Source organism: Desulfonatronum lacustre DSM 10312 (assembly GCF_000519265.1).
Classification (GTDB): Bacteria; Desulfobacterota; Desulfovibrionia; order Desulfovibrionales; family Desulfonatronaceae; genus Desulfonatronum; species Desulfonatronum lacustre.
In genome coordinates, this window is the sequence record NZ_KI912608.1 from 774,907 (window position 1) to 797,469 (window position 22,563).

Sequence of the window (22,563 nt, forward strand, 5' to 3'; positions counted from 1 at the left end):
CCCCCAACATTTCACCTTGAAAACATCGGACGGAAGGCATAGAAAAACGAATTGCGGCAGTGTGCGGTTTTTCTGAGAGGTGAACCGTGAACCCTTACAAACAAACGAAGGCAGGGCATTACTCGTGGAAAAGGTGTTAATCAAGCTGGCCGACCAGCTTGCCCAGTTCGATGAAGCGTCGTTGACGTCGTTGATGGACAAATATGAAGGAATGGCCGGTGAGTTTCAGCCCACGAAAAAATGGGAGCAGGCCGTGATGGTCTTGGGGTTGATCCAAGTGGTCCGCTGGAAAAATCATCTCTTCAACTATCATTGGGCCGAGCAGCAAAAACCCCGGAAGACGCTGGAGGCTCCGGCCTTGCCGCTGACCGCGTCAGGAAAAAAGGCGCGGACGCCCAAGCCGGCCAAGGTGCTTCCCTTCCGGTCGTTCAAGAACGAGGAGCCCGTTTAGGACGTAATAGTAGTACCGAATCGCCTCAACGTGGGCCACGGCTTCAAAGCCTCTGGTGTAGCCGTGGCGCGCCTTGCTGTAATAGTCGCGTTGGCTGAGCAGGGGAAAGACGCGCTTCACGTCGTTCCAACTTGTCTTCTTCAGCCCGAGGCTCTCGGCCAGGGCCATGGCGTCCCATGTATGACCGAGGCCTTGGTTGTAGGCGGACAAGGCCAGGAACCAGCGATCCCACTCGGAAAGGTCCGTGTTATCCAGTCGGTTCCAAATTTGGCGCAGGTACCGCGCACCGGCCAGGATGCTTTTGTTAGGGTTCATGGGGTCGTCCAGGCCGAGTTCCTGGGCCGTGACCTGGGTGATCTGCATGATTCCGCGCACCCCGGTCCGGCTGACCGCTTCGGGGTCGAACCGGGATTCATGATAGATCAGAGCGATGAGCAGCAACGGGTCTATTTCGTAGCGCTGGGCCGCCTTGAGGATGGTCGGGCCGTACCGAGGCAGTTCACGCTGGAGGGTTTCCATCAGGTGCAGCAGGGCGAAGCGGTCGCTGCTTTCCGGAATGAATCCGAGATATTTGTCCTGAATCCGCTCCAACGCATTGTCCTGGGTCATATTATTCCAGAATTCGGTCAGCTTTGGGGCGATCAGGTTACGGTCGTCGCGCCAGAACCAGCGGTATTCCAGAGTCGTTTCCAGGCTGTGGGCCAGTTGGAAGTCGGCGTAGAACGGTCCCCAAAGAGAGAAACGCCCGGTATCCACGAGGGTAAAGCGAGCCTCGGTTTCGACCATGGCCGCGAGCTGCACCGGAAGCGACGCTTCCTCTGTCAACAGTGGGGCCTCGGAGCACGTCGCATCGTCCAGGCCCAGGTCGTTCCGGTCCATGTCGTCCAGCAACTGGAGGAAGGTCAGGCGCAGGAGAGGGTTCTCCGGGAGCAGGACCTTGCGGCGACAGAGGTCCGACGGGTCCTGGGGAGGGTGGTGGTGACGCTGATGGACCACCCCCACGGGATGACGGGCGTAGACAGGCCCGGAGGCCACCGGGGTCACCAGGGAGTCCAGAAAGGGTCGGGACGGCGCGTATCCGACGCCGACCAGCAAGTCGGCCCGGTGATGGCGCAGTTCGTCCCAGGCCGGTCCGGGGCCGTCCATGTGCAGCCAGATCGGATGCACGCCGGCCTGCTCGGCGAACAGTTCCACTAGTTCCCGTTCCAGACCCGGTCCGTAGGGCGATATTCGGGAATGGACCAGTTCGGACTCCGGAGCCAAGACCCGGACAACCGGCTTGATCAGGCCGGGCGGGCGGGCGTCCCAGAGCAGTTTGTTCACCAGGACCAGCTGGGCGAACACCAGGAGAAAAACGAAAAGGCGGAGATGTCTGACAAGCAGGAGATACGGGGTTCGTTTCATATCGGGAGAGGGGAGTCGAGGAGGAGCTATGGAAGCCGGGAAAGGAAAAGGGTGTGTTCAAGAACCCCCAAGGGTGGGTTGGCAATCATCGAAATCGCTATCGAAATCGAAAATTTGCCGGAAATCGATTTCGATCACGATTTCGATTTCGATACCGATCCGGAGCGCCCGGGGTTCGAGAAAAATCTGTCCTGGGAAATTTCAAGACGTGCATTGACTTTGCGGACGGCCTTTTTTAGGGAGATGGGTCGTCTTGCGCAAACGAATAGATATACTTTTAAGGAGCGGTTCATGTCAAACGTCGTCGTGGTGGGCACCCAGTGGGGTGATGAAGGCAAGGGCAAGATCGTCGATTTGCTGACGGAACGGGCGGATCTGATCGTCCGGTTTCAAGGCGGAAACAACGCCGGTCATACCCTGGTCGTCGGCGAGAAGACCTTCATCCTGCACCTGATTCCCTCGGGAATACTGCACCCCGGCAAGGTCTGCCTGATCGGCAACGGCGTGGTTCTGGATCCGGAGGTTTTTTGCCGGGAACTGGATGCCCTGGCCGAGCGCGGATTGGACGTGGGTCCGGAGCGGATTCTGATCAGTCCCAAGACCCATGTGATCATGCCCTACCACAAGGTTCTGGACAAACTCCGCGAGGAGAAGCGCACCGGCGAGAAGATCGGCACCACGGGCCGGGGCATCGGGCCGTGCTATGAGGATAAGGCGGCCCGGGTGGGCATCCGGGTTGGAGACTTCCGCTCGTCGGATCTCGTGCGGGCCAAGATCGTTCAGGCCCTGGCCGAGAAAAACGCCTTGTTCACCCACTATTACGGCGCCCGAGCCATGGACGTGGACGCGGTGCTGGAAGAGGTTTTGGAGTCCGGCCGACGCCTCGTGGCCCATCTCGGCGATGTTTCGGAGCGCATTGCCGAGGCCGTGGCGGACGGACGCAGCGTGCTCTTCGAGGGCGCCCAGGGAACCCACCTGGACATTGATCACGGCACCTATCCCTTCGTGACCTCCTCCAACACCGTGGCCGGGAACGTGGCCGCCGGGGCGGGGTGTTCGCCGGGGATGCTGGGCACGGTCATGGGCATCGTCAAGGCCTACACCACCCGGGTCGGCTCCGGTCCCTTTCCCACGGAACTCTTCGACCCCGTGGGCGAGCACTTGCAGCGGCAAGGCGGGGAGTTCGGCGCGACCACGGGCCGTAAACGGCGCTGCGGCTGGCTGGACCTGCCCTTGCTACGCGAATCCATCCGCCTGAACGGCGTGGCGGAGATCGTCCTGACCAAGCTGGACGTGCTCAGCGGTCTGGATCGGATACGGATCTGCGTCGGATATGAGCTGAACGGCCGGGAGCTGGCGTATCCGCCCCAGGAAGAAGGCCTGCTGGCCGCGGTGAAGCCCGTTTACGTCGACGTGCCCGGCTGGTCCGAGGACATCGACAAGGCCGCGACATGGGACGACCTGCCGGAGGCCGCACGGGCGTATATCCTTCGGCTGGAAAAAGAGCTGAACGTTCCGGTGACTATCGTCTCCGTGGGCCCGGATCGACGTCAGACCATCGAACGCCGCGCATAACGGGAGCCGATCATGGCCAGGACGGCCTCCCAGGCCCAGGCCCAGACCCGGACCAAGAGCCCAACCAAAAAGCAGACCCAGGACGAGGCCCAGGACTGGGCCCCGAGGGTCGTGCCGGATTTGTTCCGGATTCCGGGCCAGGATCGGGTGGTGGGCATCCTGGCTCGCCTGCTTTCCCGCCCACCCCGGGTGCTTCTCTTGGAAGGCGGGACCGCCGAAGAGCGCCAAAAGCTCGGTCTGTATTGGACGGCTCTGCTTAATTGCTCGGCGCTCCCGCCGTCCTCCTCCCTCCATCCCTCTCCTTACGACTCTTCGTTAGCTTTGCCCGGCGGGCCGAGGCCTTGTGAGCAGTGCCCCGCGTGCAGCCGGATTCGGGACGGCGTGTTTCTGGACCTGGTCTATCTGGACGGCAGGGAAGGGCGGATCGGCATTGATACGGTCCGGGAACTGCGCGGCCTGCTGGGCCAGGCCCCCCGGGACGCGAAGCGCCGGGTGGTCGTCCTGGGCGAGGCCCAGGAGCTGACCGAAGAGGCGGGCAACGCTCTGCTCAAATCCATGGAAGATACCGAAACCCGCAACGCCTACGTCTTGCTGGCTCCTCAGCGGGAGCGCCTGTTGCGCACTCTGGTATCCAGAAGCTGGGTCGCCACCCTGTCCTGGGATTTGGACGGGGTTCAGGAGCGAGAAGGGGGGTCGGATCCGGAATGGACCGAGGCCCTGGCCCGATTCCTGAAGACCGGCCGGGACTGGTTCGGCCGGACCATGGTCAAGGGCCAGGTGGACCGGCCGCTGGCTTTTCATGTGATCCACGCCTGCCGCCGGGGTCTGATCCGGGCCTGCCAGGGCCGAACGGATTCGTCCCTGGCCCGGGCGTTCCTCGAACAAGGGAGCCCGGCGGCCTGGCGGGCCGTTGATCTGCGCCTGGACGAGGCCGAGCAGGCCCTGCGAACCCAGGTCTCCCCGCCCTTGGTTCTGGACTGGCTGGCCGTGGGGCTGCGCGGGGCGCTGCGAGCACCGCTTCGCTGAGCACGAGAAGGACGATTTACTGTATCTACTCAGCATATTTTGTATCCGCCCTTGCTCCGGCAATCGGAGTCGGGGTCGCTATCGGAATCGGAATCGGAACAGGAAAAATTTTGAACGCTTCCCAGCGTTTTCGATCCCGATCCCGACTCCGACCTCGACTCCGACCCCGACTCCGACCCCGGCAACAGCATTACTCTATGCTGAATAGGTACATACGAATGAAGTTCCTGATGTGACGAAAGCAGGTTGCATGGTTGACATTGAAACTGCTTATCATTAAATACCATCATCCAGCGCCACTGATTGAGCCCGATCGGGGTTTTGCGGGTCGTGGTTTGGAATCATCGTGAGCGTCCTCAACAAGCAAGGAGAATCAAGCCATGTTGCACCGTTTCCGGAAACAAAAAGCAATGCCGCTCCAAGAATGCCCTTCCTGTGCGCAGACCACGCAGAGCGGAAATGGCGAGGACCAGACGCTGACCAACGTAGCCAACGGGTGCCGGTGTCGGATTCGACGGCACAGGGCGCATGGGGCCATCCGGCAGCGCCTGCTGGACCTGGGCTTTGTTCCCAACGCGGAAATTGAAATGGTCCGTTGCGCCACGCTGGGCGATCCGTTGGAGATGCGCGTCGGCGACTACTACGTCACCCTGCGCAAGCGGGAAGCTGATTTGATCGACGTGCGGGCCGCCTAGTCGGGCTCGTTCCTGTCGTACGCAGGATCAAGTCGAATCTTCCGGTTTTGAATTGATCTTGAAAATCATTTTGGTAGTTACTGTGATTTTTTTTTCTTCCAAATAGCTTCCCGGAGAGACGGCCACCCGCGGTCTTCCCGCGGTCTCTTGGGAACTGCACGATAATCTGAAGGATAGCATGTCACCCGCCAAGAAAAACATCATGATCGGGCTGGCCGGTCAGCAGAACGCCGGCAAGTCGACCATCTTCAACATGCTCACCGGGGCGAACCAGCATATCGCCAACTACCCCGGCGTGACCGTGGACAAAAAGACCGGCAATTATCACGACGAGCTGGGTCGGGTGGAGGTCGTGGACCTGCCAGGGACCTACAGTCTGACCTCCTTTTCCCTGGAAGAGCGGGTGGCCCGGGATTTTTTGTTGCGGGAGCGGCCCGACGCCATCCTCAACGTCATCGACGCCTCCAGTTTGCGCCGGGGGCTGTATTTTACCTTCCAGATTCTGGAAATGTCGTTTCCCGTGGTCATGGCTCTGAACATGGTGGACGTGGCCGCGGCCCAAGGGCGCAAGATCGATCACGAAAAGCTGGGCAGGCTGCTGGGCATCGAAGTCGTGCCCACGGTGGGTCGCAAGGGCCGGGGCAAGCTGGAACTGCGTCCGGCCCTGCGCCGCGCGGCTCGCGAGGAACGGGGTGAGGATGAAGGATTCCAGGATCAGCATGGTTTGCGGATCAATTACGAAGAGCTGGAAGAACACATCGCCGCTGTCCACGAGCATTTGCTGGAATCGGAAAATTTGGTCAAGGCCGTCCCCTTGCGCTGGATGGCGGTCAAGCTCCTGGAGGGCGACTCCGAGGCCCTGAAGCTGTTGCGACGACACCATGCCCGTGCTGATGCCGTAATGGACGCGGTATCCGCGGCCACCGCCGCGTTCCAGGAAAAAATGGACATCACCCCGGCGGACTATATCGTCACTTGCCGGGACCGTCTGGCAGCCTCCCTGGTGGAGCAGTGCGTGGAGGTGACCAAGGCGGACACGGTGCGCTTTTCCGAAAAAATCGACCGGGTGCTTCTGCACCGGGCCTTTGCCCCGATCTTTCTGGTGCTCACGGTTTACCTGATCTACGAGCTGTCCATCGTCCAGGGCTACAAGCTGACCTTCCTGACTTGGCCGGCCCTGGCTTGGGTGCGATCCTTCGCGGCCGGGCTCCTGCCGGACCCCGGCTTGCTGCACGACACCATGCTTCGGTCCATGTCCTTGTGGATGGTGGACAGCGTGAACACTCTGCTGAATTACGTGCCCATCTTCCTGATTCTCTTCGCCCTGATCGCGATCCTGGAGGATTCCGGGTACATGGCCCGGATCGCCTTTATTCTGGATCGGGTCTTTCAAAGTTTCGGTCTACACGGCCAGTCCACGCTGCCGTTCATCCTGGGCGGGGTGTTCACCGGCGGCTGCGCCGTGCCCGGGATCATGGCCACCAAAGGCATTCCGGACGAGCGTTCCCGCCTGGCCACGATTCTGACCGTGCCGTACATGAACTGCCTGGCCAAAATCCCGCTCTACACCCTGCTGGTCTCCATCTATTTCGCGGCCTACAAATCCTATCTGATGTTGTTCATCTCCACGATCACCATTATCATGGCCATGATCATCGCCAAGCTGCTCACCTCGACCATTCTGCGCGGCCGGGAAACGGCTCCGTTCGTCATGGAGATGCCCAACTACCACATGCCCACGCTGATGGGCGTGTTGCGCCGCGCCGTTGACCGGACCTGGGTCTACATCAAAAAGGTGGGAACCATCGTGGTGGCCGTGGCCATCGTGGTCTACGTTTTGTTGCAGTTCCCAGGACTGCCGGCCGAACGCATGGCCTATTTCGACGGACGTATGAACGAGGCCGTCGCCGCCTTTCACGAAGACATTCGGGAGACGGCCTACGCCGAAATCCTGGCCGACGCCGCCGCGGTGCTTAACCTGCTCAACGTGGCCAATACCTACCGCGAGGCCAAGCTGGCCGCATCCACCCAGGAGGCTTCCTCCGCGGTAGATGCTCGCTACGAGGCCCTGCACCCGGAGATTTTTCCCCTGCTGCGCCCCAGGGACCCGGAAGCCCGCAACCTGAGCCGGTCCTTGCGCTCCTTGTCCACGGAACGTTCCAATCTGCGCACGGCCATTCGCGAAGAGACCATCGTCTACAGCTACTTCGGCACCGTGGGTCGGGCTCTGGAGCCGGTGACCAAGTACGCGGGCTTTGACTGGAAGATCAACGTGGCACTGATCAGTTCCTTCGCTGCCCGTGAATCCAGCGTGGCCACGCTGGGAGTGCTGTTCCAGGAAGGGGCCGACGAACAACTGTCCCTGGAGGAACGCATGGGCCAGGAAGGCGCAGCCACCGGGTTCACTCCCTTGCACGCCTTTGCCTTGATTCTCTTTTTCGCCTTGTACCCTCCCTGCCTGGCCACCACGATCATGGTCAAGGTCCAGACCGGTTCCTACAAATGGATGCTTTTCTCAATCATCTTCCCAACGGTATTTGGTCTGGCCGTGGCCAGCGGGGTGTTCACCATCAGCTCCTGGCTCGGTTTGAGCGGCATCCAGGCCATGTTCGGATTCTACTTCCTGGCCCTGGGCACGGCCATCGGCCTGTCTTTTTTGCCTGATCCGGCCTGGAAGAGACCGGGAACGGCCATCACCCACGCCAAGGAGGCCTGATCATGTTCTGGGAATACCTGATTCTGGGAGTTCTGTTGGCCTGGGCCGTCTTTTATATTTGGAAATCGTTTTTTAAAAAGAAAGGCTGCTCCTGCGATTCCTGCCCATCGGCTTTGAAGTTGCCGGGGCAGGAAGGGATTGGGGATTTGCGGCGGGACGGGAAAGAGAAAGGGGGGAGGGATGAAACCTGAGACCTGAGGGGGAAGACGTTCTTGGTTCGTTGTTCTTCGTTGGAAAAATCGCGGGCTGGCGGAGATGGGAGCGTGAACCCGGATGCCCGCCACCCCTCGCTTCATTCCCCTCCTGGGAGGGGCCAGGGGTAGGTTCTTTTGGTATTATTTACACCATTTTTTGATTAGTGGAGGATACTGACATGTTGCGACGCGGATTGATTTTGTTTGTTTTGGCGGGGTTTCTGACGGTCGCGGGGACGGCTTCGGCGCACACGCCGCTGTTTTCCTGCTTCGACAACGCCGACGGGACCATCTACTGCGAAGGCGGATTTTCCGACGGCTCCAGCGCGTCCGGGGTTCCGATCATTGTCAAGGATGCATCCGGAGAGGTGATTTTGTCTCTCCAATTGTCCGGAAACAGCGATGTGGAGTTCGATAAGCCCGAGGGAGAGTACTCCGTTGTTTTCGACGGCGGCGAGGGGCATGATATTCTGATTCCCGGCTCACAGATTTTCGAGTAGGAAGTGTCCGGACCGCGGGGGATCCTTCGGCTCGGTTTTCAGTCATTGTTGAGAAAGATTGTTGTTATTAACATTATGTAAACCCTGAAATGGAGGAAGAAATGAAACGTGGATTGTTGCTTGCCGGACTGTTGACCCTGTTCTTGAGCGTCCCGGCCCTGGCCCACTTCCAGATGCTCTACACCCCGGAGAGCGCCCTGGAGCAGGGCGGAGAGATGAGTCTGAAGCTGGTCTTCACGCATCCTTTTGACGGTGATCATATCATGGACATGGATCCGGTCCAGGAGTTCTACGTGGCGCATCAGCGCGGCGAGGAAGGCGAACCCCGGAAGACCGATCTGAAGGAGTATCTCTCGGAGATCACCTGGAAGGGCCTGGACGACGCGGCGGGCAAGGCTTTTGACGCCAACCTTCCGGCCCGCGTGGTTCGCTCCATGGGAGACTACGTTTTCGTTCTGGTTCCGACTCCCTACTATGAAAAGGCTGATGAAGGATACATCCAGCAGTTCACCAAGATGATCGTGAACGTGGGCGGCATGCCCGGCAATTGGTCCGAGCCCCTGGGTTTGCCCGCCGAGATCGTGCCCCTGAACAAGCCGTACGCCAATTGGACCGGCGGGGTGTTCACCGGCGTGGTCATGTCCAACGGCGAGCCGGTTCCGAACATCGAGGTCGAGGTCGAGTACCTGAACGTGGACGTGGACATGACCGCTAACTCCTTTGTCGGCGAGCCCAAGATCGAGGCCCCGCATCCGGCCTTTGAAACCATGTCCGTGATGGCCAACGGTAAGGGCGAGTTTTCCATCGGTCTGCCCAAGGCCGGCTGGTGGGGCATCGCCGTGCCGGACGTGGTCGAACTGGAGCACGACGGCAAGGAAATGGTTCAAGAAGCCGTGCTTTGGATCCAGGTCACGGATATTCCGTAAGCCCCTCCTGAAGCGCCCCGACTTCATCGTTCTTCACCGTAGTTGATGGAGTCGGGGCGGTTTTGTTGTTTCTTGTTGCGCAGGGAACAAATTGCTTTGTAAGCAAACAGACTTCAAGGCATAGTGACTTATTCAGGATAGCCAGGAGGTGCGAAATGAACATGCTGATGAAAAATGGATTGTGGTTGCTGGCAACACGATGTACGTCAGTTCCATTCCCGGAAGACTCCGGATTCGCACCGAGGATCAGGCCGCGTTGCAACGTTTGGCTGAATCCGTCGGCAAGCTGGGGGGCGTTCTCGCTGTTCAACTCAATCCACGTACCGGAAGCCTGTTGGTCCATTACGAGGACGAGTCCAAGGTCGAGGCCGCGCTGCTCAAAGCCCTGAAAAAAATCCCCCGCTCGGACACCGCCCTGGTGCCCAAATCTACGTCCAAGGCGTCGAACAAGGCCGCCTACATGACCATCGCCAAGCGAGGCATGCTCTCCAGCCTCGGCCTGGCCATGCTTTTCGCCCTTATCGACAGGGAAGACGGGCACATTTTTACCGGGACCATGTTTCTCGGCTTCCTGGGTTGCCATCTGTACGGGTATCGGAAGCGGGTGCTGGCGTAGGGGGGACGTTCGTCGTTCGTTGTGCTCCGCTCCTCGTTCTTTGTTGGGAGTGTCGCGGAGGATCGGGCTTTGCGCCACTTTTTTCCTTGAGAGCAAAAGATGGGTCAGCAAAGTGCAACCGGTGACAGCAAGGAACGTCGAACCAAGAACCAAAAACCAAGAACCAAAACAATGCATTTATCCGATCTCGCCAGCCTACGTCGCTATCTGACCATCAAGCATCACATTCCCGGACGCATCAGGCTGCTTTTTAATCCGGTCCTGGTTTCCCGGCCCGAGGTTCGGGAATTGATGGCCACGCATTCGGAGTTGCCGCCGGGCGTGTTTTCCGTTCGGGTCAATGCTTTGGCCCTGTCCTTGGTCATCGAATACGATTCGGAGCGCATCGCTCCGGCGCTGTTGGATGAACTGGTCACTGCGGGCGACGATCGGGTGGTGGAGGTTCTGCGAGAACTGGGCGAAAGATTGATGACGTGATCGTTCTCGCGAATCAAGTCATCTCTTGATACGCCATGAACCATTCCAACCAAGACAGCCGATCGTATCATGGACACATCTTCGGTCATCGACTTCCTGAACGAGAGCATCGCTGAACTGCATAAGAAGGTCGACGATCAGGGACGCATCCTGGCGAAACTGACCATACTGCGAGCAAATATTGATATTGATGGTCAGTCTTGTTACCTTTGCGATTATCATCGGGAGAAGCATCTGGAAGGCGCCATTCGCGAGGCGATTCTGGTTCTGGAGCAGAGCAAGCGCAATTTTCGTTCCAAGCAGCTTGAAACACTGCGCAAGCGCCTCATGGAAGCGCTGCTGGACGTCGATTCCGAAGCACTGGAGAACACACCATGTCCCACGACTTTTCCGTCTCCACGGAGCTGATCTCCGGAGAGCTGCGGATCAAGGCCCGCGGAGAGTTCGACCGCAAGGCCGCGCGTATGTTGCTTGATCTACTCCGGGACCATGAATCCGGGCAGGAATGGTTGGTCATCGATACCAGGGAACTCTGGCGGGTGCATACTCACGCCTGCACGGTCTTCAGGGAGGGAATATACCGATTTCGGCGTATCGAGCCCCGGTTGAGATTTATCGGCAGCAAGGGCCGGGCCATGGCCGGACGGCGGGAACTGGTGATGCATGGTGAACATCGCGAAGGGAGTTTTGCATGACTTCTCGATGGACGAAACCTCCGACCTGGGGCGGCAAACGGCTCGTGGTGTTGACCCTGGGCCTGGTGCTGGTGGCCACGGTTTACTTTGGAACCGACGTATCCCGGGGCAACCGGGGTGGTCCGCCGACGGGTTCCGCCGGTCGGGTCGCCCTGCTTCAGTTGACCGCCGAGCACTGCCCGGCCTGCCGGGACATGGAGCCGACTCTGGAGATGATCCGGCAAAGTCATGGGGAGCGGGTGCTGATTCGCCAAGTGGATGTCTTCCAACGGGCGGGAGCGGCATCGAGGTACGGCGTGAGCACGATTCCGGCCCATTTGTTCTTCGACCACCAGGGCCGCGAGCGGTATCGTCACGAAGGCGTCATGGACCGGGAGTCCGTGCTCAGGGTCCTGGATGAACTGTTGGCGGAACTGGACGGGTGAGCAGCGCAATTCCAACATCGATAAGATTACGGAGGTGGAAGATGGTGAACAGACTCGGCGCCTTGGTGCGCCGGAGATGGAGCGGCTTCGTGGAGGAGGGCGTATTCGGTTCCGAGGGGAGGACCGTCGAAGTACGAAGGAGGCCTTCCGAAGATGCCCCGCGACCTTTCGAATCCGGCAATGTTCACCCCGACGTCAAGATTCGCTCCCGGGAGGATTGCCTGGCCGCCGAGCCCGTGATGGTCTGGCCGGCCGATGCCTGCCGCGTGGTTCGGGAACTCAATGCCAGGGTCGCGGAATTGGAGGAAAGCAATGCGACGCTCCGGAGGAGAGACGAGGCGCACCAATTTCGCGTCGCGCCGGAAACGCCCAGCGCCGTGAGAGACGTGCTCGACGAGGCCCGGTGCTTCGTGGATGAGACCAAGGCTCTCAAATGCGAGTTCTTGCGCACCGTGAACCATGAACTGCGGACCCCGCTCAACGGCGCGAAAGGGATGTTGCAGGCGTTGCGGGAGACGAATCTTGATGCGGAGCAGATGGAGTATGTCGACCAGGGACTGGCCTCTTGCGAGACATTGGACAGGGCGGTCCGGGATATCCTGGATTACAACACCTTGAATCCCGGCTGCGTCCAGTTGGAACGCAAGCCGTTGGACATCGCCGACATCCTGCATGATGTCGAGCAGGTTTATACTCCGGGCTGTGTCGAAAAGGGGCTGGATTTCGTGATCCGTAAGGACTCTTCCGTCAGAGGACTGTTTTTAGGAGACGCGGCGAGATTGAAACAGATTTTCCGTCACCTGCTGGACAATGCCCTGCGGTTTACTCTTTCAGGTGAAATTCGCGTCGAGGCGTCTTGTTTGTCCGAGGCGGGGAACGGTCGGGTCCGGCTCTGCCTGAGCGTTCACGACACGGGTATGGGAATTCCCGAGGATTGTTTGGAACGTGTTCTCGAGCCATTTGCCCAGGTTGAAGCGGGATTGACCAAGACATTCTCTGGTTGCGGTCTGGGGCTGGCCATGGTCAGGAAGCTGGTCGGGTTGATGGATGGACAGTTTAGGCTAGAGAGCCTTGAAGGGGCGTACACTTCGGCCTATTGCATCTTGAGCCTGGAGCGGTTGCCCGGAGAGGACGACTGCTGAATGGTCGGAGTGGGGAAAATATTGAAGTGAAAATTCTACTTGATAAAAGAAATCATTTTCTATATCTTTTTTCTCAAGCGGAATCTTCAGGCTCTGAAGAGCGGAGTAAAACATCCTCCGCCTATCGTGTCGCCACAAAAAATCTTTTCACGGATCGGATAACCCTTAGAGGAGAAGCCATCATGGACTCGACGTTTCGGATGCGGACTAGAAAAAGCATGGGCAACCTGCATGTGCGATTGGAAGGAATTTTGGATACCAATTCCGCGACTTCCCTGGCACTTGTCCTGCGTGAGGAAGCCGCGACCTGCCGAAAGTTTTTTATCAATACCGAGGATTTGGAACGTGTGGAACCTCTGGGAGCGTCCGCGTTGCGAACGTTCATGACGGAGTTCGCGCAAAATACCGCCGAGGACGTGAGTACGCGGATCTACTTCAAGGGGAAGAACGGCGCTCAGGTCGCCATGGAAGGTCAACGGGTGCTCCAGACCAAGCCGTCCTCCGGGTGCAAATGCTCTGGGAAATGCAAGGTCTGCAAATGCGCCCAGCGGATGGAAGGGAGTCCCCACCGATCATCGTGTCACGGATAACCTCTGGGTTGATTCGAATGTTGGGAAATGACTTTTGTCTGCTTTACATGATATCGAGTTTCAATTGCATTTTTAACTAGATTGGAGATTGTCATATGTGCGCAACCTTGATCGGCGGCATGGACCGCCTGAAGCCGAATTATTTGCAGACCGCCAAAAAGGCGGGAATCAGTCTGAAAATTTTCACCGGCAAGGAAAACTCCATCTCCTCCTCTCTGGGGGACAGTGAAATGATCATCATCTTTACCAACAAGGTCTCCCATCAGGCCCGCAACGAGGCCATGCAGGTGGCCAAGACCCGGAACATCCCCGTGCATATGCTGCATTCCTGCGGTGTTTCCAGTCTGAAGAAATGTTTGCAGGGCACGGCGTAAGCACGGCAAAATCCATTATTCAAGGAGAATGCATCATGAGCAAGGTTTTGATCGTTTACGGCTCGACCACCGGGAATACCGAGCATGTGGCCGAGGTAATCGGGGAGGTGCTCCGGAAGTCAGGCAAGGAGGTCGTGGTCAAAAACGTTACGGATGCCAAAGTCGAGGAACTGGGAAGCGAGTACGACCTGACCTTGCTGGGCGTGTCCACCTGGGGGGACGAAGATGTCGAGTTTCAGGAGGATTTCGACTCCTTCTACCAGGACATGGACGACGCCGAACTGGAGGGCAGGAAGGTCGCCCTGTTCGGTTGCGGGGACTCCAGCTACGAGCATTTTTGCGGGGCCGTGGTGCTGTTGCGGCAAAAGGTGGAAGGCCTGTCCGCGGATCTGGTCAACGAGCCCCTGCTCATCGACGGTGATCCGTCCGTCATGCGATCCGAGATCGAAGAATGGGCCGAGGAAGTTGGGAGGGCGGCGTGAGAGGAGAGGGCTGAAGCCTGAGGGATGAGACCTGAGACTGGGTGGCGGATGTTCTTCGTTCGTTGTTCTTCGTTGGAGGATGACGCGCGGAGAAAGGGGGCTTTATGCCCCTATTTGCCTGAAAGCGAAAGGCGGGTCAGCACGGAGCAACGAGCGAACAGCAACGAACGAAGAACGAAGAACCACGAACGTCAAACAAAGAGCAGACGGAGAATACCATGATCGACTTGGATAAAGCGCGTCAGGAGTACGCGGAACGGCGACAGGAGTTGATTCGGATGCGGGAGCGGTGGATTGATGAGATGCGGGATTTCTCGGTGTTTCTTCGGGATAGGGCTGAGAGAGAAAGCAGTGAGAAAGCCGACGAATAATCTCAGATCCTGGCTTCGACCAGGAGCTTGTTGAGCAGTCTCCTGATTTGCTGGATGGTATAGGGTTTGGCTATCGAGCCGACAAAGCCGTATTCTTGAAAATTGGCCATCACCGGGTCGCTGGAATAGCCGCTGGAGGCCACGACCTTGGCGGCGGGGTCGAGTTTGAGGATTTCCCGGACCGCCTCCTTGCCGCCCATGCCGCCGGGGATGGTCAGGTCCATGATCACGACGTCGAAAGGAAGCCCGTCAGCCATGGCCTGTTTGTACTGGGCCACGGCCTCCTCGCCGTTCTGGACCGGAACGGCCGCATGGCCCAGGTGTTCCATCAGGTCCACGCTGATGTCGAGGACCATCACATCGTCGTCCATCACCAGGATGCGCCCTCCCGGATGGTCCGGATCAATCTCTTCGGTGGCGCGGGACGTCGGCAGAGCGGTGGGCACGGCTGGTAAAAAAACATGGAACGTCGTTCCCTGATCGGGCGCGGATTCCACCGTAACGACGCCGCCGTGGCGTTTGATGATGGAATAACTTGAAGCCAGACCGAGCCCCGAACCGTGGTCCTTGGTGGTGAAGTACGGATCGAATATCTTGGTCAGGTGTTCCGGCGAGATGCCGTGTCCCTGGTCGGTCACGGAAATCCGCGTGAACGGTCCGGAATTGCTGATGGCTTCAGGGAGATTTGGGCCGTCGATATTGCCTCCGGTCAGGGTGACCACGCCGCCTTGGGGCATGGCATGGTGGGCGTTGATCACTAAATTGTGGACCACCCGGCTGACTTGGTCCGGATCGGCGTGGACGGGCCAAAGGTCGCCGGGAAGATCAAAAACGCATTTGGCGTTGGTCCCGCTCAGGGCGAACTCGGCCGACTCCCTCACCAATTCAGCCAGGGGCAAAATATCTTTGACGGGTGTGCCGCCCTTGGCAAAGGTCAGCATCTGTTGAGTCAGGGCCTTGCCTCGGTAGGTGGCTCTTTCGGCCTCGCTGAGTTTGTGCTCGGCTTTGTCCGCATCGGTCAGGGAGAGCTTGGCTGAGGTAATGTTTCCCAGGATCGCGGTCAGAATGTTGTTGAAGTCGTGGGCGATGCTTCCGGCCAGAATTCCCAGGGATTCAAGTTTTTCGGCTTTAAGGGCTTCGTCCAGGAGGCGCTGCTTTTCGGTCTCGTCCCGGAAGGCCAACACCACGCCGATCATCCGGCTTTCCTTGTCCCTGAGCGGAGCCGCGTTGGTCGCGATGAGCCGGTGCTTTCCGTCCTTGGAAGCAAGGCGGCTGGTGCCGTCCAACTGGCGAATGATCCCGTTCGCCAAGACCAAGCGGATCATATTCTCGGCTTCCTCGAAACGCTCATTCCGGAGCTGGAACACTTCGGACAAGAGACGCCCCCGGGCTTCATCCTGAGACCAGCCGGTCAATTCCTCGGCGGTCTTGTTCAAAAACAGTACCTTCTTTTCCGTGTCCGCCGCGATCACTCCGTCGCCGATGGATCGCAGAATCACGGCCAACCGCTCCGAGGCCAATTCCGCCACCTCGGCCATGCGGTGCGCCTCCATTCTGTTGTTCTCAGCCTGGGCCAGGGCGCTTCTCAAATTGGCGACCATTTCAGTGATGGCCTGCATCAATCGCCGCGCTTCTCCGTAAAAGCGCCCGGTGACTTTGGCGTTGAGGTCTCCGGCGGAAACCTTGTCCGCATAATCGGCTAAAATGCCCAGGGATCTGGTGAACACGATGGAGGCGAGCAGGGCCGCGGGCAGGACGAGAAGCAGAATGAACAGCGAAAACGTGATCACCTCCACGCGCAAGACGCGCATTTCGGCCTGAATGTCGTCGATGTACAGGCCGGTGCCCAGAATCCAACCCCAGGGCTCGAAGAGCAGCGCATAGGAGACCTTGGGATACCATGCTTCTTCGGCCATGCCTTCGGAATGCGGCCTGGGCCACATATAGGTCACGAAGCCGTCTCTGGTCTGCGTGACAACCTCGACAATCGCCCAGGTGATGTTCTTTTCACGGGCAAAATTCTGTATCGGGCCGTTCACGCCGTACTGGATGCGTGTGACGCAATAGTACAGAGGGTTGTCCGGCAAAGCGTCTTCCAGTTCCGAGATAAAGGGATGCATGATAAGTCGGAGGTCGAGCGCATCATTACTTCTGATCCAAAGATAACCGTCCCGTCCGTAGCGAATGTGCCTGAGCCGTTCTTTGGCGCGATTCTGAGCCTCTTCCAGGGTCAATTCTCCGACCCGGACTCGTTGCTGATATTCGCCGAGCAGGGAGTGGACCGAACGCGCGACGTGCATCAGTGCTTCCTTCCTGCCGTGCAGCAGCCGCTCTTGCATCAAGGGCAGGAAATAGAACAGAATCATCCCGCAAAAGACGAGAACGAGCGCCAGGATCAGCCCGAAGGTCTTGGCGGGGATGGACAGGTTCAGGAGTTTGGTGAGCATGGAGTGTCTGAGATTCGGGGAGGCGGAATCCGGGTTCAAAGGGGTAACGGCATTAATCGGAATTGCAATCGAAACAAGCCTGTTGGCATCGTGTTTTGGGACAAGTTTGTTTATGGCCGATTTCGATTGCGATTGCGATTTCGATACGGATGCGCGGCACCCGGACCAGGCCCTGGACCATCAAGCCGACTCCAGAAAATTTTTTGCCCAGCTTATGGCTTGATTCTGGACTTTCGCGGCCAGTTGCCGCCTGATGGCAAGTGTATTCAGGATTGCCTCGGCTTGAGACCAGTTTCCGCTTTCGGAAGCAAGCGCAAGGTCCAGCCAGGCTTTGCAGTTCCGGGTCGTCGCCCAGCAGGGCTCGATATTTTTCCTCGCTCGTTCGTAACGCCTTCTCCATCCATTTACGTTCGCTGATGTCCATGGCCATGCCAATGAGCACGGGGGAGCCCGACCCATCCGTGGTCAAGTGAGCCTGATCGTGCATCCAGCGCCATGTCCCGTCCTTTGCTTGGATCCGATACTCCAGGTCGATGGGATGTCTTTGCATGGCGGACTCAATGGCCGCGTCAACCTTGGCGGCGTCTTCTGGATGGATGGAGCGGTTCCAGAGCATGGGGGCGTTCATCAGTTCCCCCGCGAGGTCTTCCGTTCGGGAAAGCCGAACGGGCACCGCAAGACCTCTGACCATGTTTCCCGGCCCGTTGCGAAGTTGAAGCCCCATGTGCCGACCCCGGCAACAAGGTGAACATCGGCACTGCGGAAGGACAAAGCGGTCGATCGTTCCTCCGTGTCCGCTGCCAGGTTTTTCGATCCGCTTCCCGGCGACAGGGAAAAATTAGCCACCTCCGTCCCCAGGGCTTCAGCAGTCTTGACCAGTAGCTCAACGGAGGGATATCCGCAGCCTCTCTCGATCAACCCGACGTGCTGCGCCGTCACGCCCAGACGCATGGCCAGTTGCTCTCGATTCATGTTGTTCAGCAGACGAAAGAACCTCAGTCGCTCCCCGACCACGCATTCCGTGGTGCCTCTCTCGTTTTTTGATGCCAAATATGTCATACTATGCTGAAAGTGAAGCCCGGAGCAAGAAACTTAGATATTTTTTTGCTGTGATTCTCACTGCATGGAAACGCGATATGTTTCAATTTATCCGGCTTATTCTCTATTTTTTAACGCGATTCTCGCAAAAAAACACAACCACAAAAGCGGCTGTTTTTCCTTTGGCCGTGCGTTCCCGGAGGTGAAGACGGATTTCTGCTCATCCATGCTCAATCCTTCCACATGGTCCTTCAGTGGGCACGATTTCTCTTCATTTTGATTAGTTATGGATGATCAGGTCGAACGAGATGTTCTCCCGAGCTCAGCTTGATATTCCGAGGATTTGATTTTCCGGTTGTGACGGGCCGGTATCCACAAGGCGGCGATGCATACCGTGACCACCACCCCGGAACCGGGTCGTGCTGGCAATCAAAATTAGCTCACGGACGGAACCAGGAGCTTGTTGAGCAGTCTCCTGATTTGCTGGATGGTATAGGGTTTGGCTATCGAGCCGACAAAGCCGAATTCTTGAAAATTGGCCATCACCGGGTCGCTGGAATAGCCGCTGGAGGCCACGACCTTGGCGGCGGGGTCGAGTTTGAGGATTTCCCGGACCGCCTCCTTGCCGCCCATGCCGCCGGGGATGGTCAGGTCCATGATCACGACGTCGAAAGGAAGCCCGTCAGCCATGGCCTGTTTGTACCGGGCCACGGCCTCCTCGCCGTTCTGGACCGGAACGGCCGCATGGCCCAGGTGTTCCATCAGGTCCACGCTGATGTCGAGGACCATCACATCGTCGTCCATCATCAATACGCGTCCCTTCTCGGGGACCGACTCATCCTTTTCGGCTTGGCGAGGTGTGGGGGATGCGGTGGGAACGGCGGGCAGATAAACATGGAACGTCGTGCCTTGTCCGGGCACGGATTCCACCGTGATGACGCCTCCGTGTCGCTTGATGATGGAATAGCTTGAAGCCAGGCCGAGCCCGGAGCCGTGGGTTTTGGTTGTGAAATACGGATCGAAAATCCTGGTCAGGTGCTCCGGGGAGATGCCGTGTCCCTGGTCGGTCACGGAAAGACGCGTGAACGGTCCGGAATCGAGGATGGCCTCCGGGAGTTTTGGGGCGTCGATATTCGCCCCGGTCAGGGTGACAAGGCCGCCTTGGGGCATGGCATGGTGGGCGTTGAGGGCCAGGTTGTGGATCACCCGGCTGATTTGGTCCGGATCGGCGTGGACGGACCAGAGATCGTCGGGAAGTTGGAAAACGCATTTGGCGCTGGTTCCACGCAGGGCGAATTCTGCCGACTCTCGCGCCAGCTCGCCCAGGGGCAGGATTTCCCGGACGGGAGTGCCGCCCTTGGCAAAGGTCAACATTTGTTGGGTCAGGCCCTTGCCTCGGTAGGTGGCGCTTTCAGCCTCGCGGAGCTTGCGTTCGGCCTTGTCCGGTTCGGCCAGGGACAGCCGGGCCGAGGTGATGTTGCCCAGGATCGCGGTCAGGGTGTTGTTGAAGTCGTGGGCGATACCTCCGGCCAAAATCCCCAGAGACTCCAGCTTTTCGGCCTTGAGAGCCTCGTCCAGAAGTCGTTGCTTCTCGGTTTCGTCCCGGAAGGCGAGCACCACGCCGATCACCCGGCTTTCCTTGTCTCTGATCGGGGCCGCGTTGGATGCGACGAGCCGGAGCTTTCCGTCCCTGGAGACAAGGTGGCCGGTACCGCCCAACTGGAGTACGATCCCCTTTTCCAAGAGTTGACGAACCAGAACATCGACCTGTCCGAAACGATCATCCCGCATCTGGAGCACTTCGGACAGGGGCAGCCCATGGGCCTCATCCTGGGACCAGCCGGTCAGTTCCTCGGCGGCCTTGTTCAGAAACAGCACCTTCCCCCCGGTGTCCGCGGCGATAACCCCATCGCCGATGGATCGCAGAATCACGGCCAATCGCTCCGAGGCCAGTTCCGCCGCCTCGGCCAACCGCTGCGCCTCCATCCTGCTGTTTTCGGCCTGGGCCAGGGCGCTTTTTAGATTGCCAACCATTTCGGTAATGGCCTGCATCAACCGCCGCGCTTCACCGTAAAAGCGCCCGGTGACTCCGGCGTTGAGGTCTCCGGCGGAGACCTTGTCCGCATAATCGGCTAAAACGCCCAGGGACTTGGTGAACACGATGGAGGCAAGCAAGGCCGCGGGTAGGACAAGAAACAGGATAATCAGCGAAAACGTGACCATCTCCACGCGCAAAACGCGCATTTCGGCCTCAATGTCGTCGATGTACAGGCCGGTGCCCAGAATCCAGCCCCAAGGTTCAAAGAGCAACAAATAGGATTCCTTGGGGTGCCTCTCCGCGTTGATGCTCGTTTGATGCGGCTTTGGCCAGTTGTAGGCCACGAAGCCATCTCCGGTCGTTTGGACGACCTCGGTAAAGATCAACAGTAAATTGGCCATGGTTCCCGGAAGCAGCTTCACCGACCCTTGAAAGCCGTACTCCATGCGCATGACCTCGGCGGTCAGAGGGGCGTCCTGTTCCGTGCCGTCCAGGTCCGGAATGGTCGGATGCATCAGCAGGCGCGGCATGGATGCGGCGTTGTCGCTGATCCAGAGATAATCACCCCGTCCGTAGCGCATATGCTTGATCCGTCTCTTGGCGCGCTCCTGGGCCTCATCCAGGGTCAATTCTCCGGCCCGGACTCGTTGTTGATATTCGTCAAGCAGGGAGTGGGCCGAACGCGCGACGTGCATCAGCGCTTCCTTCCTGCCGTACAGCAGCCGCTCTTGCATCAAGGGCAGGAAATAGAACAGAATCATCGCGCAAAAAACCAGGACGAGCGCCAGGATCAGCCCGAAGGTCTTGGCGGGGATGGACAGGTTCATGAATTTGATGAACATCGGTTGCCTTTATTCCAGCTTGGCCGCGGTCTGCTTCAATTCCGTCACGTTCATGAGCATGACCAGGGCGCCATCGTACTCGCCTGCGTCCGTGAACAACGGTGCGGCGGAAATCATCACCCAAATGATTTGACCGTTTTTATGAATGATGCTGGCTGGAAAGCGCACACTGTGGCCCGCCCGGTTCTGCTCCGCGAAAAATTGGATACGTCCGGTTTCTTCAGGGGCAATAAAGTCCAGGGCCGAGCCCCCCAGCAGTTCCGCCGCGGAGCGTCCTCCAAGCTTTTGTATCCGGGCATTGGCGAACATGATCCGTAAGTGCCGGTCCAACCGTAATACGCCCTCATTTGCTGTTTCCAAGATTAGTCGATGCTGTTCCTCGCTTTGACGAAGCCGTTCCTGGGCCGCCATGACCGCCGTCAGGTCGTGGAGCGTGACGATAACGCCGAGTATTTCTTTGTTTTTTAGGCAAGGAGTAAGAAATACCCGCATATATCGTCGTCCTAGCCTTCCATAGCTGAACCATCCTTCCTTGATCTTCGCTTGCCCGTGGGTTTGAGCTTTCTCCATATCAGGTAGAATGGCTCGATCAAAAAAATCACGTCCCCAGCGTTCGATCAACATATCGTTATACAGCCGTCCCTCAAGCTTCCTCAAGGAGATACCCGCAAGTCGGGCATACGCGGGATTGACCTTTTTTACCAAGCCGGACCTGTCCACGAATATCTGAGCGTCCAGAGAACCGGCGATCATCAGATCGGATATTCGCAAACCTTGTTCGGCCTTATTTCGTTCAAGAATCTCTTGTTGCAACCTTTCCACGGTCAGGGCCAGTTCCTTGTTCCGCTCCAGCATGTACGTTTCCTGTTGTCTCTGGTTGTGTACAAAAGAGCGGTGCAGGGAGATGCAGTCCGTCACTTCCCGGACGGTCACCAGAAGGCCGTTTTCGTTATCCGTCTCGAAGCCCAAAGGCTCGGCCTGGACCATGATCATGCGCTGCACCGGACCTTTCCCGGTCAAGGGAACCAGGATGCCTCGTTCGTTCGGGTCCTGAGCGGAAGAGTGAATGAAGGATTCGACCGCCGCCCTGTCCATGGAACGTACATGCTTGAGAAACCGCTTTAGGGTTGGTTTGACGGAAAAGGGGCGGTAGCCCAGCAAGGTGTACAAGGAAGCGGACCATGTTCCGTGCCTGGAAGAAGAGGGAAGGAACCATGCTCCGATTCTGGTGGAAATGATCTCGTTGTTAGAGATGGCTGCTGTTGGCTCCTGGATGGATGCGGGAGGAAGTTCGGAACAGTTCTGAGGCGGGGAGGGGTCATGAAAGAGAAATAAGGTTACTGGGGCGATATCCAAAGCCCGGCAAAGTTTTTCCAGGAGAGCGAAGGAGGGAGTTGAGAGGCCGCGCTCGATGCGGCTGATTTGTTTCAGGCTCAAGCCGACCTTTTCCGCTAATCCGGATTGGGTCAAACGCTGCAGAGAGCGATAATATCGAAGCCGCTCACCGAACCGTCTGGCTACCGATAAGTCTTCATTCAT

24 protein-coding genes are annotated in these 22,563 nt (G+C 58.3%); 18 read left to right on the top strand and 6 right to left on the bottom strand.

Annotated features, from left to right (window positions below; translation table 11 throughout):
• Nucleotides 1-124 precede the first annotated feature (124 nt).
• Entirely contained in the window at nucleotides 125-451 is a 327-nt protein-coding gene (locus DESLA_RS22220; protein ID WP_028571425.1) for a hypothetical protein, read from the top strand.
• Here DESLA_RS22220 and DESLA_RS18490 read toward each other — a convergent pair.
• Nucleotides 374-1,855, bottom strand: a complete 1,482-nt coding sequence (locus DESLA_RS18490; protein ID WP_051434344.1) for an MltF family protein — start codon at nucleotides 1,853-1,855, stop codon at nucleotides 374-376. The two genes, DESLA_RS22220 and DESLA_RS18490, sit on opposite strands and share 78 nt — an antisense overlap.
• Nucleotides 1,856-2,146: 291 nt before the next feature.
• Here DESLA_RS18490 and DESLA_RS0103655 point away from each other — a divergent pair, with 291 nt between their 5' ends.
• From DESLA_RS0103655 to DESLA_RS22715, 17 genes are all read left to right on the top strand, one after another.
• Nucleotides 2,147-3,430, top strand: coding sequence for an adenylosuccinate synthase (locus DESLA_RS0103655; RefSeq protein ID WP_028571426.1), 1,284 nt, complete (start codon nucleotides 2,147-2,149; stop codon nucleotides 3,428-3,430).
• Nucleotides 3,431-3,442: 12 nt separating this feature from the next.
• Complete coding sequence (locus DESLA_RS18495) at nucleotides 3,443-4,456, top strand: DNA polymerase III subunit delta' (RefSeq protein ID WP_051434345.1); 1,014 nt, start codon at nucleotides 3,443-3,445, stop codon at nucleotides 4,454-4,456.
• A gap of 410 nt (nucleotides 4,457-4,866) precedes the next feature.
• On the top strand, nucleotides 4,867-5,151 hold the full coding sequence (locus DESLA_RS0103665; RefSeq protein WP_084032178.1) for a FeoA family protein: 285 nt from the start codon (nucleotides 4,867-4,869) through the stop codon (nucleotides 5,149-5,151).
• A gap of 178 nt (nucleotides 5,152-5,329) precedes the next feature.
• Nucleotides 5,330-7,867 (top strand): ferrous iron transport protein B, encoded by a 2,538-nt coding sequence (gene feoB, locus DESLA_RS18500; RefSeq protein WP_051434346.1) that lies wholly within the window; start codon nucleotides 5,330-5,332, stop codon nucleotides 7,865-7,867.
• 2 nt (nucleotides 7,868-7,869) lie between these two features.
• Nucleotides 7,870-8,058: a FeoB-associated Cys-rich membrane protein gene (locus DESLA_RS23785; RefSeq protein ID WP_028571428.1), complete on the top strand. Its 189-nt coding sequence runs from the start codon at nucleotides 7,870-7,872 to the stop codon at nucleotides 8,056-8,058.
• 182 nt (nucleotides 8,059-8,240) lie between these two features.
• Nucleotides 8,241-8,561, top strand: coding sequence for a hypothetical protein (locus tag DESLA_RS0103680; protein ID WP_028571429.1), 321 nt, complete (start codon nucleotides 8,241-8,243; stop codon nucleotides 8,559-8,561).
• A gap of 101 nt (nucleotides 8,562-8,662) precedes the next feature.
• Nucleotides 8,663-9,487 (top strand): DUF4198 domain-containing protein, encoded by an 825-nt coding sequence (locus tag DESLA_RS0103685; RefSeq protein ID WP_028571430.1) that lies wholly within the window; start codon nucleotides 8,663-8,665, stop codon nucleotides 9,485-9,487.
• A 199-nt stretch (nucleotides 9,488-9,686) separates the two neighbouring features.
• Nucleotides 9,687-10,103 carry an HMA2 domain-containing protein gene (locus DESLA_RS21420; RefSeq protein ID WP_051434347.1) on the top strand — a complete coding sequence of 139 codons (417 nt, stop codon included), beginning with the start codon at nucleotides 9,687-9,689 and terminating at the stop codon, nucleotides 10,101-10,103.
• Nucleotides 10,104-10,274: 171 nt separating this feature from the next.
• The gene (locus DESLA_RS0103695) at nucleotides 10,275-10,580 is read left to right on the top strand and encodes an HMA2 domain-containing protein (RefSeq protein ID WP_028571431.1); all 306 of its coding nucleotides are present in this window, start codon (nucleotides 10,275-10,277) and stop codon (nucleotides 10,578-10,580) included.
• 69 nt (nucleotides 10,581-10,649) lie between these two features.
• Nucleotides 10,650-10,988, top strand: coding sequence for a hypothetical protein (locus DESLA_RS0103700; RefSeq protein WP_028571432.1), 339 nt, complete (start codon nucleotides 10,650-10,652; stop codon nucleotides 10,986-10,988).
• Nucleotides 10,955-11,275 (top strand): hypothetical protein, encoded by a 321-nt coding sequence (locus DESLA_RS0103705; protein WP_028571433.1) that lies wholly within the window; start codon nucleotides 10,955-10,957, stop codon nucleotides 11,273-11,275. The genes DESLA_RS0103700 and DESLA_RS0103705 overlap by 34 nt, the downstream gene beginning before the upstream one ends.
• A complete protein-coding gene (locus tag DESLA_RS18515; protein ID WP_051434348.1) occupies nucleotides 11,272-11,700 on the top strand; it encodes a thioredoxin family protein in 429 nt (142 codons plus the stop codon). The genes DESLA_RS0103705 and DESLA_RS18515 overlap by 4 nt, the downstream gene beginning before the upstream one ends.
• Nucleotides 11,701-11,741: 41 nt before the next feature.
• Nucleotides 11,742-12,842: a sensor histidine kinase gene (locus DESLA_RS21425; protein ID WP_028571434.1), complete on the top strand. Its 1,101-nt coding sequence runs from the start codon at nucleotides 11,742-11,744 to the stop codon at nucleotides 12,840-12,842.
• Between the two features lie 182 nt (nucleotides 12,843-13,024).
• Complete coding sequence (locus tag DESLA_RS0103720) at nucleotides 13,025-13,432, top strand: hypothetical protein (protein ID WP_156932851.1); 408 nt, start codon at nucleotides 13,025-13,027, stop codon at nucleotides 13,430-13,432.
• Between the two features lie 95 nt (nucleotides 13,433-13,527).
• Entirely contained in the window at nucleotides 13,528-13,806 is a 279-nt protein-coding gene (locus DESLA_RS0103725) for a DUF2325 domain-containing protein (protein ID WP_028571436.1), read from the top strand.
• 35 nt (nucleotides 13,807-13,841) lie between these two features.
• Nucleotides 13,842-14,288 (top strand): flavodoxin, encoded by a 447-nt coding sequence (locus DESLA_RS0103730; protein WP_028571437.1) that lies wholly within the window; start codon nucleotides 13,842-13,844, stop codon nucleotides 14,286-14,288.
• A gap of 218 nt (nucleotides 14,289-14,506) precedes the next feature.
• On the top strand, nucleotides 14,507-14,659 hold the full coding sequence (locus DESLA_RS22715) for a hypothetical protein (protein WP_156932852.1): 153 nt from the start codon (nucleotides 14,507-14,509) through the stop codon (nucleotides 14,657-14,659).
• Between the two features lie 2 nt (nucleotides 14,660-14,661).
• Here DESLA_RS22715 and DESLA_RS21430 read toward each other — a convergent pair whose 3' ends face one another.
• The 5 genes from DESLA_RS21430 to DESLA_RS0103760 all read right to left on the bottom strand — a co-directional run bounded on the left by DESLA_RS21430 (nucleotide 14,662) and on the right by DESLA_RS0103760 (nucleotide 22,563).
• Nucleotides 14,662-17,106, bottom strand: a complete 2,445-nt coding sequence (locus tag DESLA_RS21430) for a cache domain-containing protein (protein ID WP_051434349.1) — start codon at nucleotides 17,104-17,106, stop codon at nucleotides 14,662-14,664.
• Between the two features lie 52 nt (nucleotides 17,107-17,158).
• Complete coding sequence (locus DESLA_RS0103745) at nucleotides 17,159-17,830, bottom strand: PAS domain-containing protein (protein WP_084031859.1); 672 nt, start codon at nucleotides 17,828-17,830, stop codon at nucleotides 17,159-17,161.
• A complete protein-coding gene (locus DESLA_RS18530; RefSeq protein ID WP_084031860.1) occupies nucleotides 17,734-18,165 on the bottom strand; it encodes a helix-turn-helix domain-containing protein in 432 nt (143 codons plus the stop codon). Before DESLA_RS18530 ends, DESLA_RS0103745 begins: the two co-directional genes overlap by 97 nt.
• 414 nt (nucleotides 18,166-18,579) lie before the next feature.
• Nucleotides 18,580-21,024, bottom strand: a complete 2,445-nt coding sequence (locus DESLA_RS21435) for a cache domain-containing protein (RefSeq protein ID WP_051434350.1) — start codon at nucleotides 21,022-21,024, stop codon at nucleotides 18,580-18,582.
• 9 nt (nucleotides 21,025-21,033) lie between these two features.
• Entirely contained in the window at nucleotides 21,034-22,563 is a 1,530-nt protein-coding gene (locus tag DESLA_RS0103760; RefSeq protein ID WP_028571439.1) for a PAS domain S-box protein, read from the bottom strand.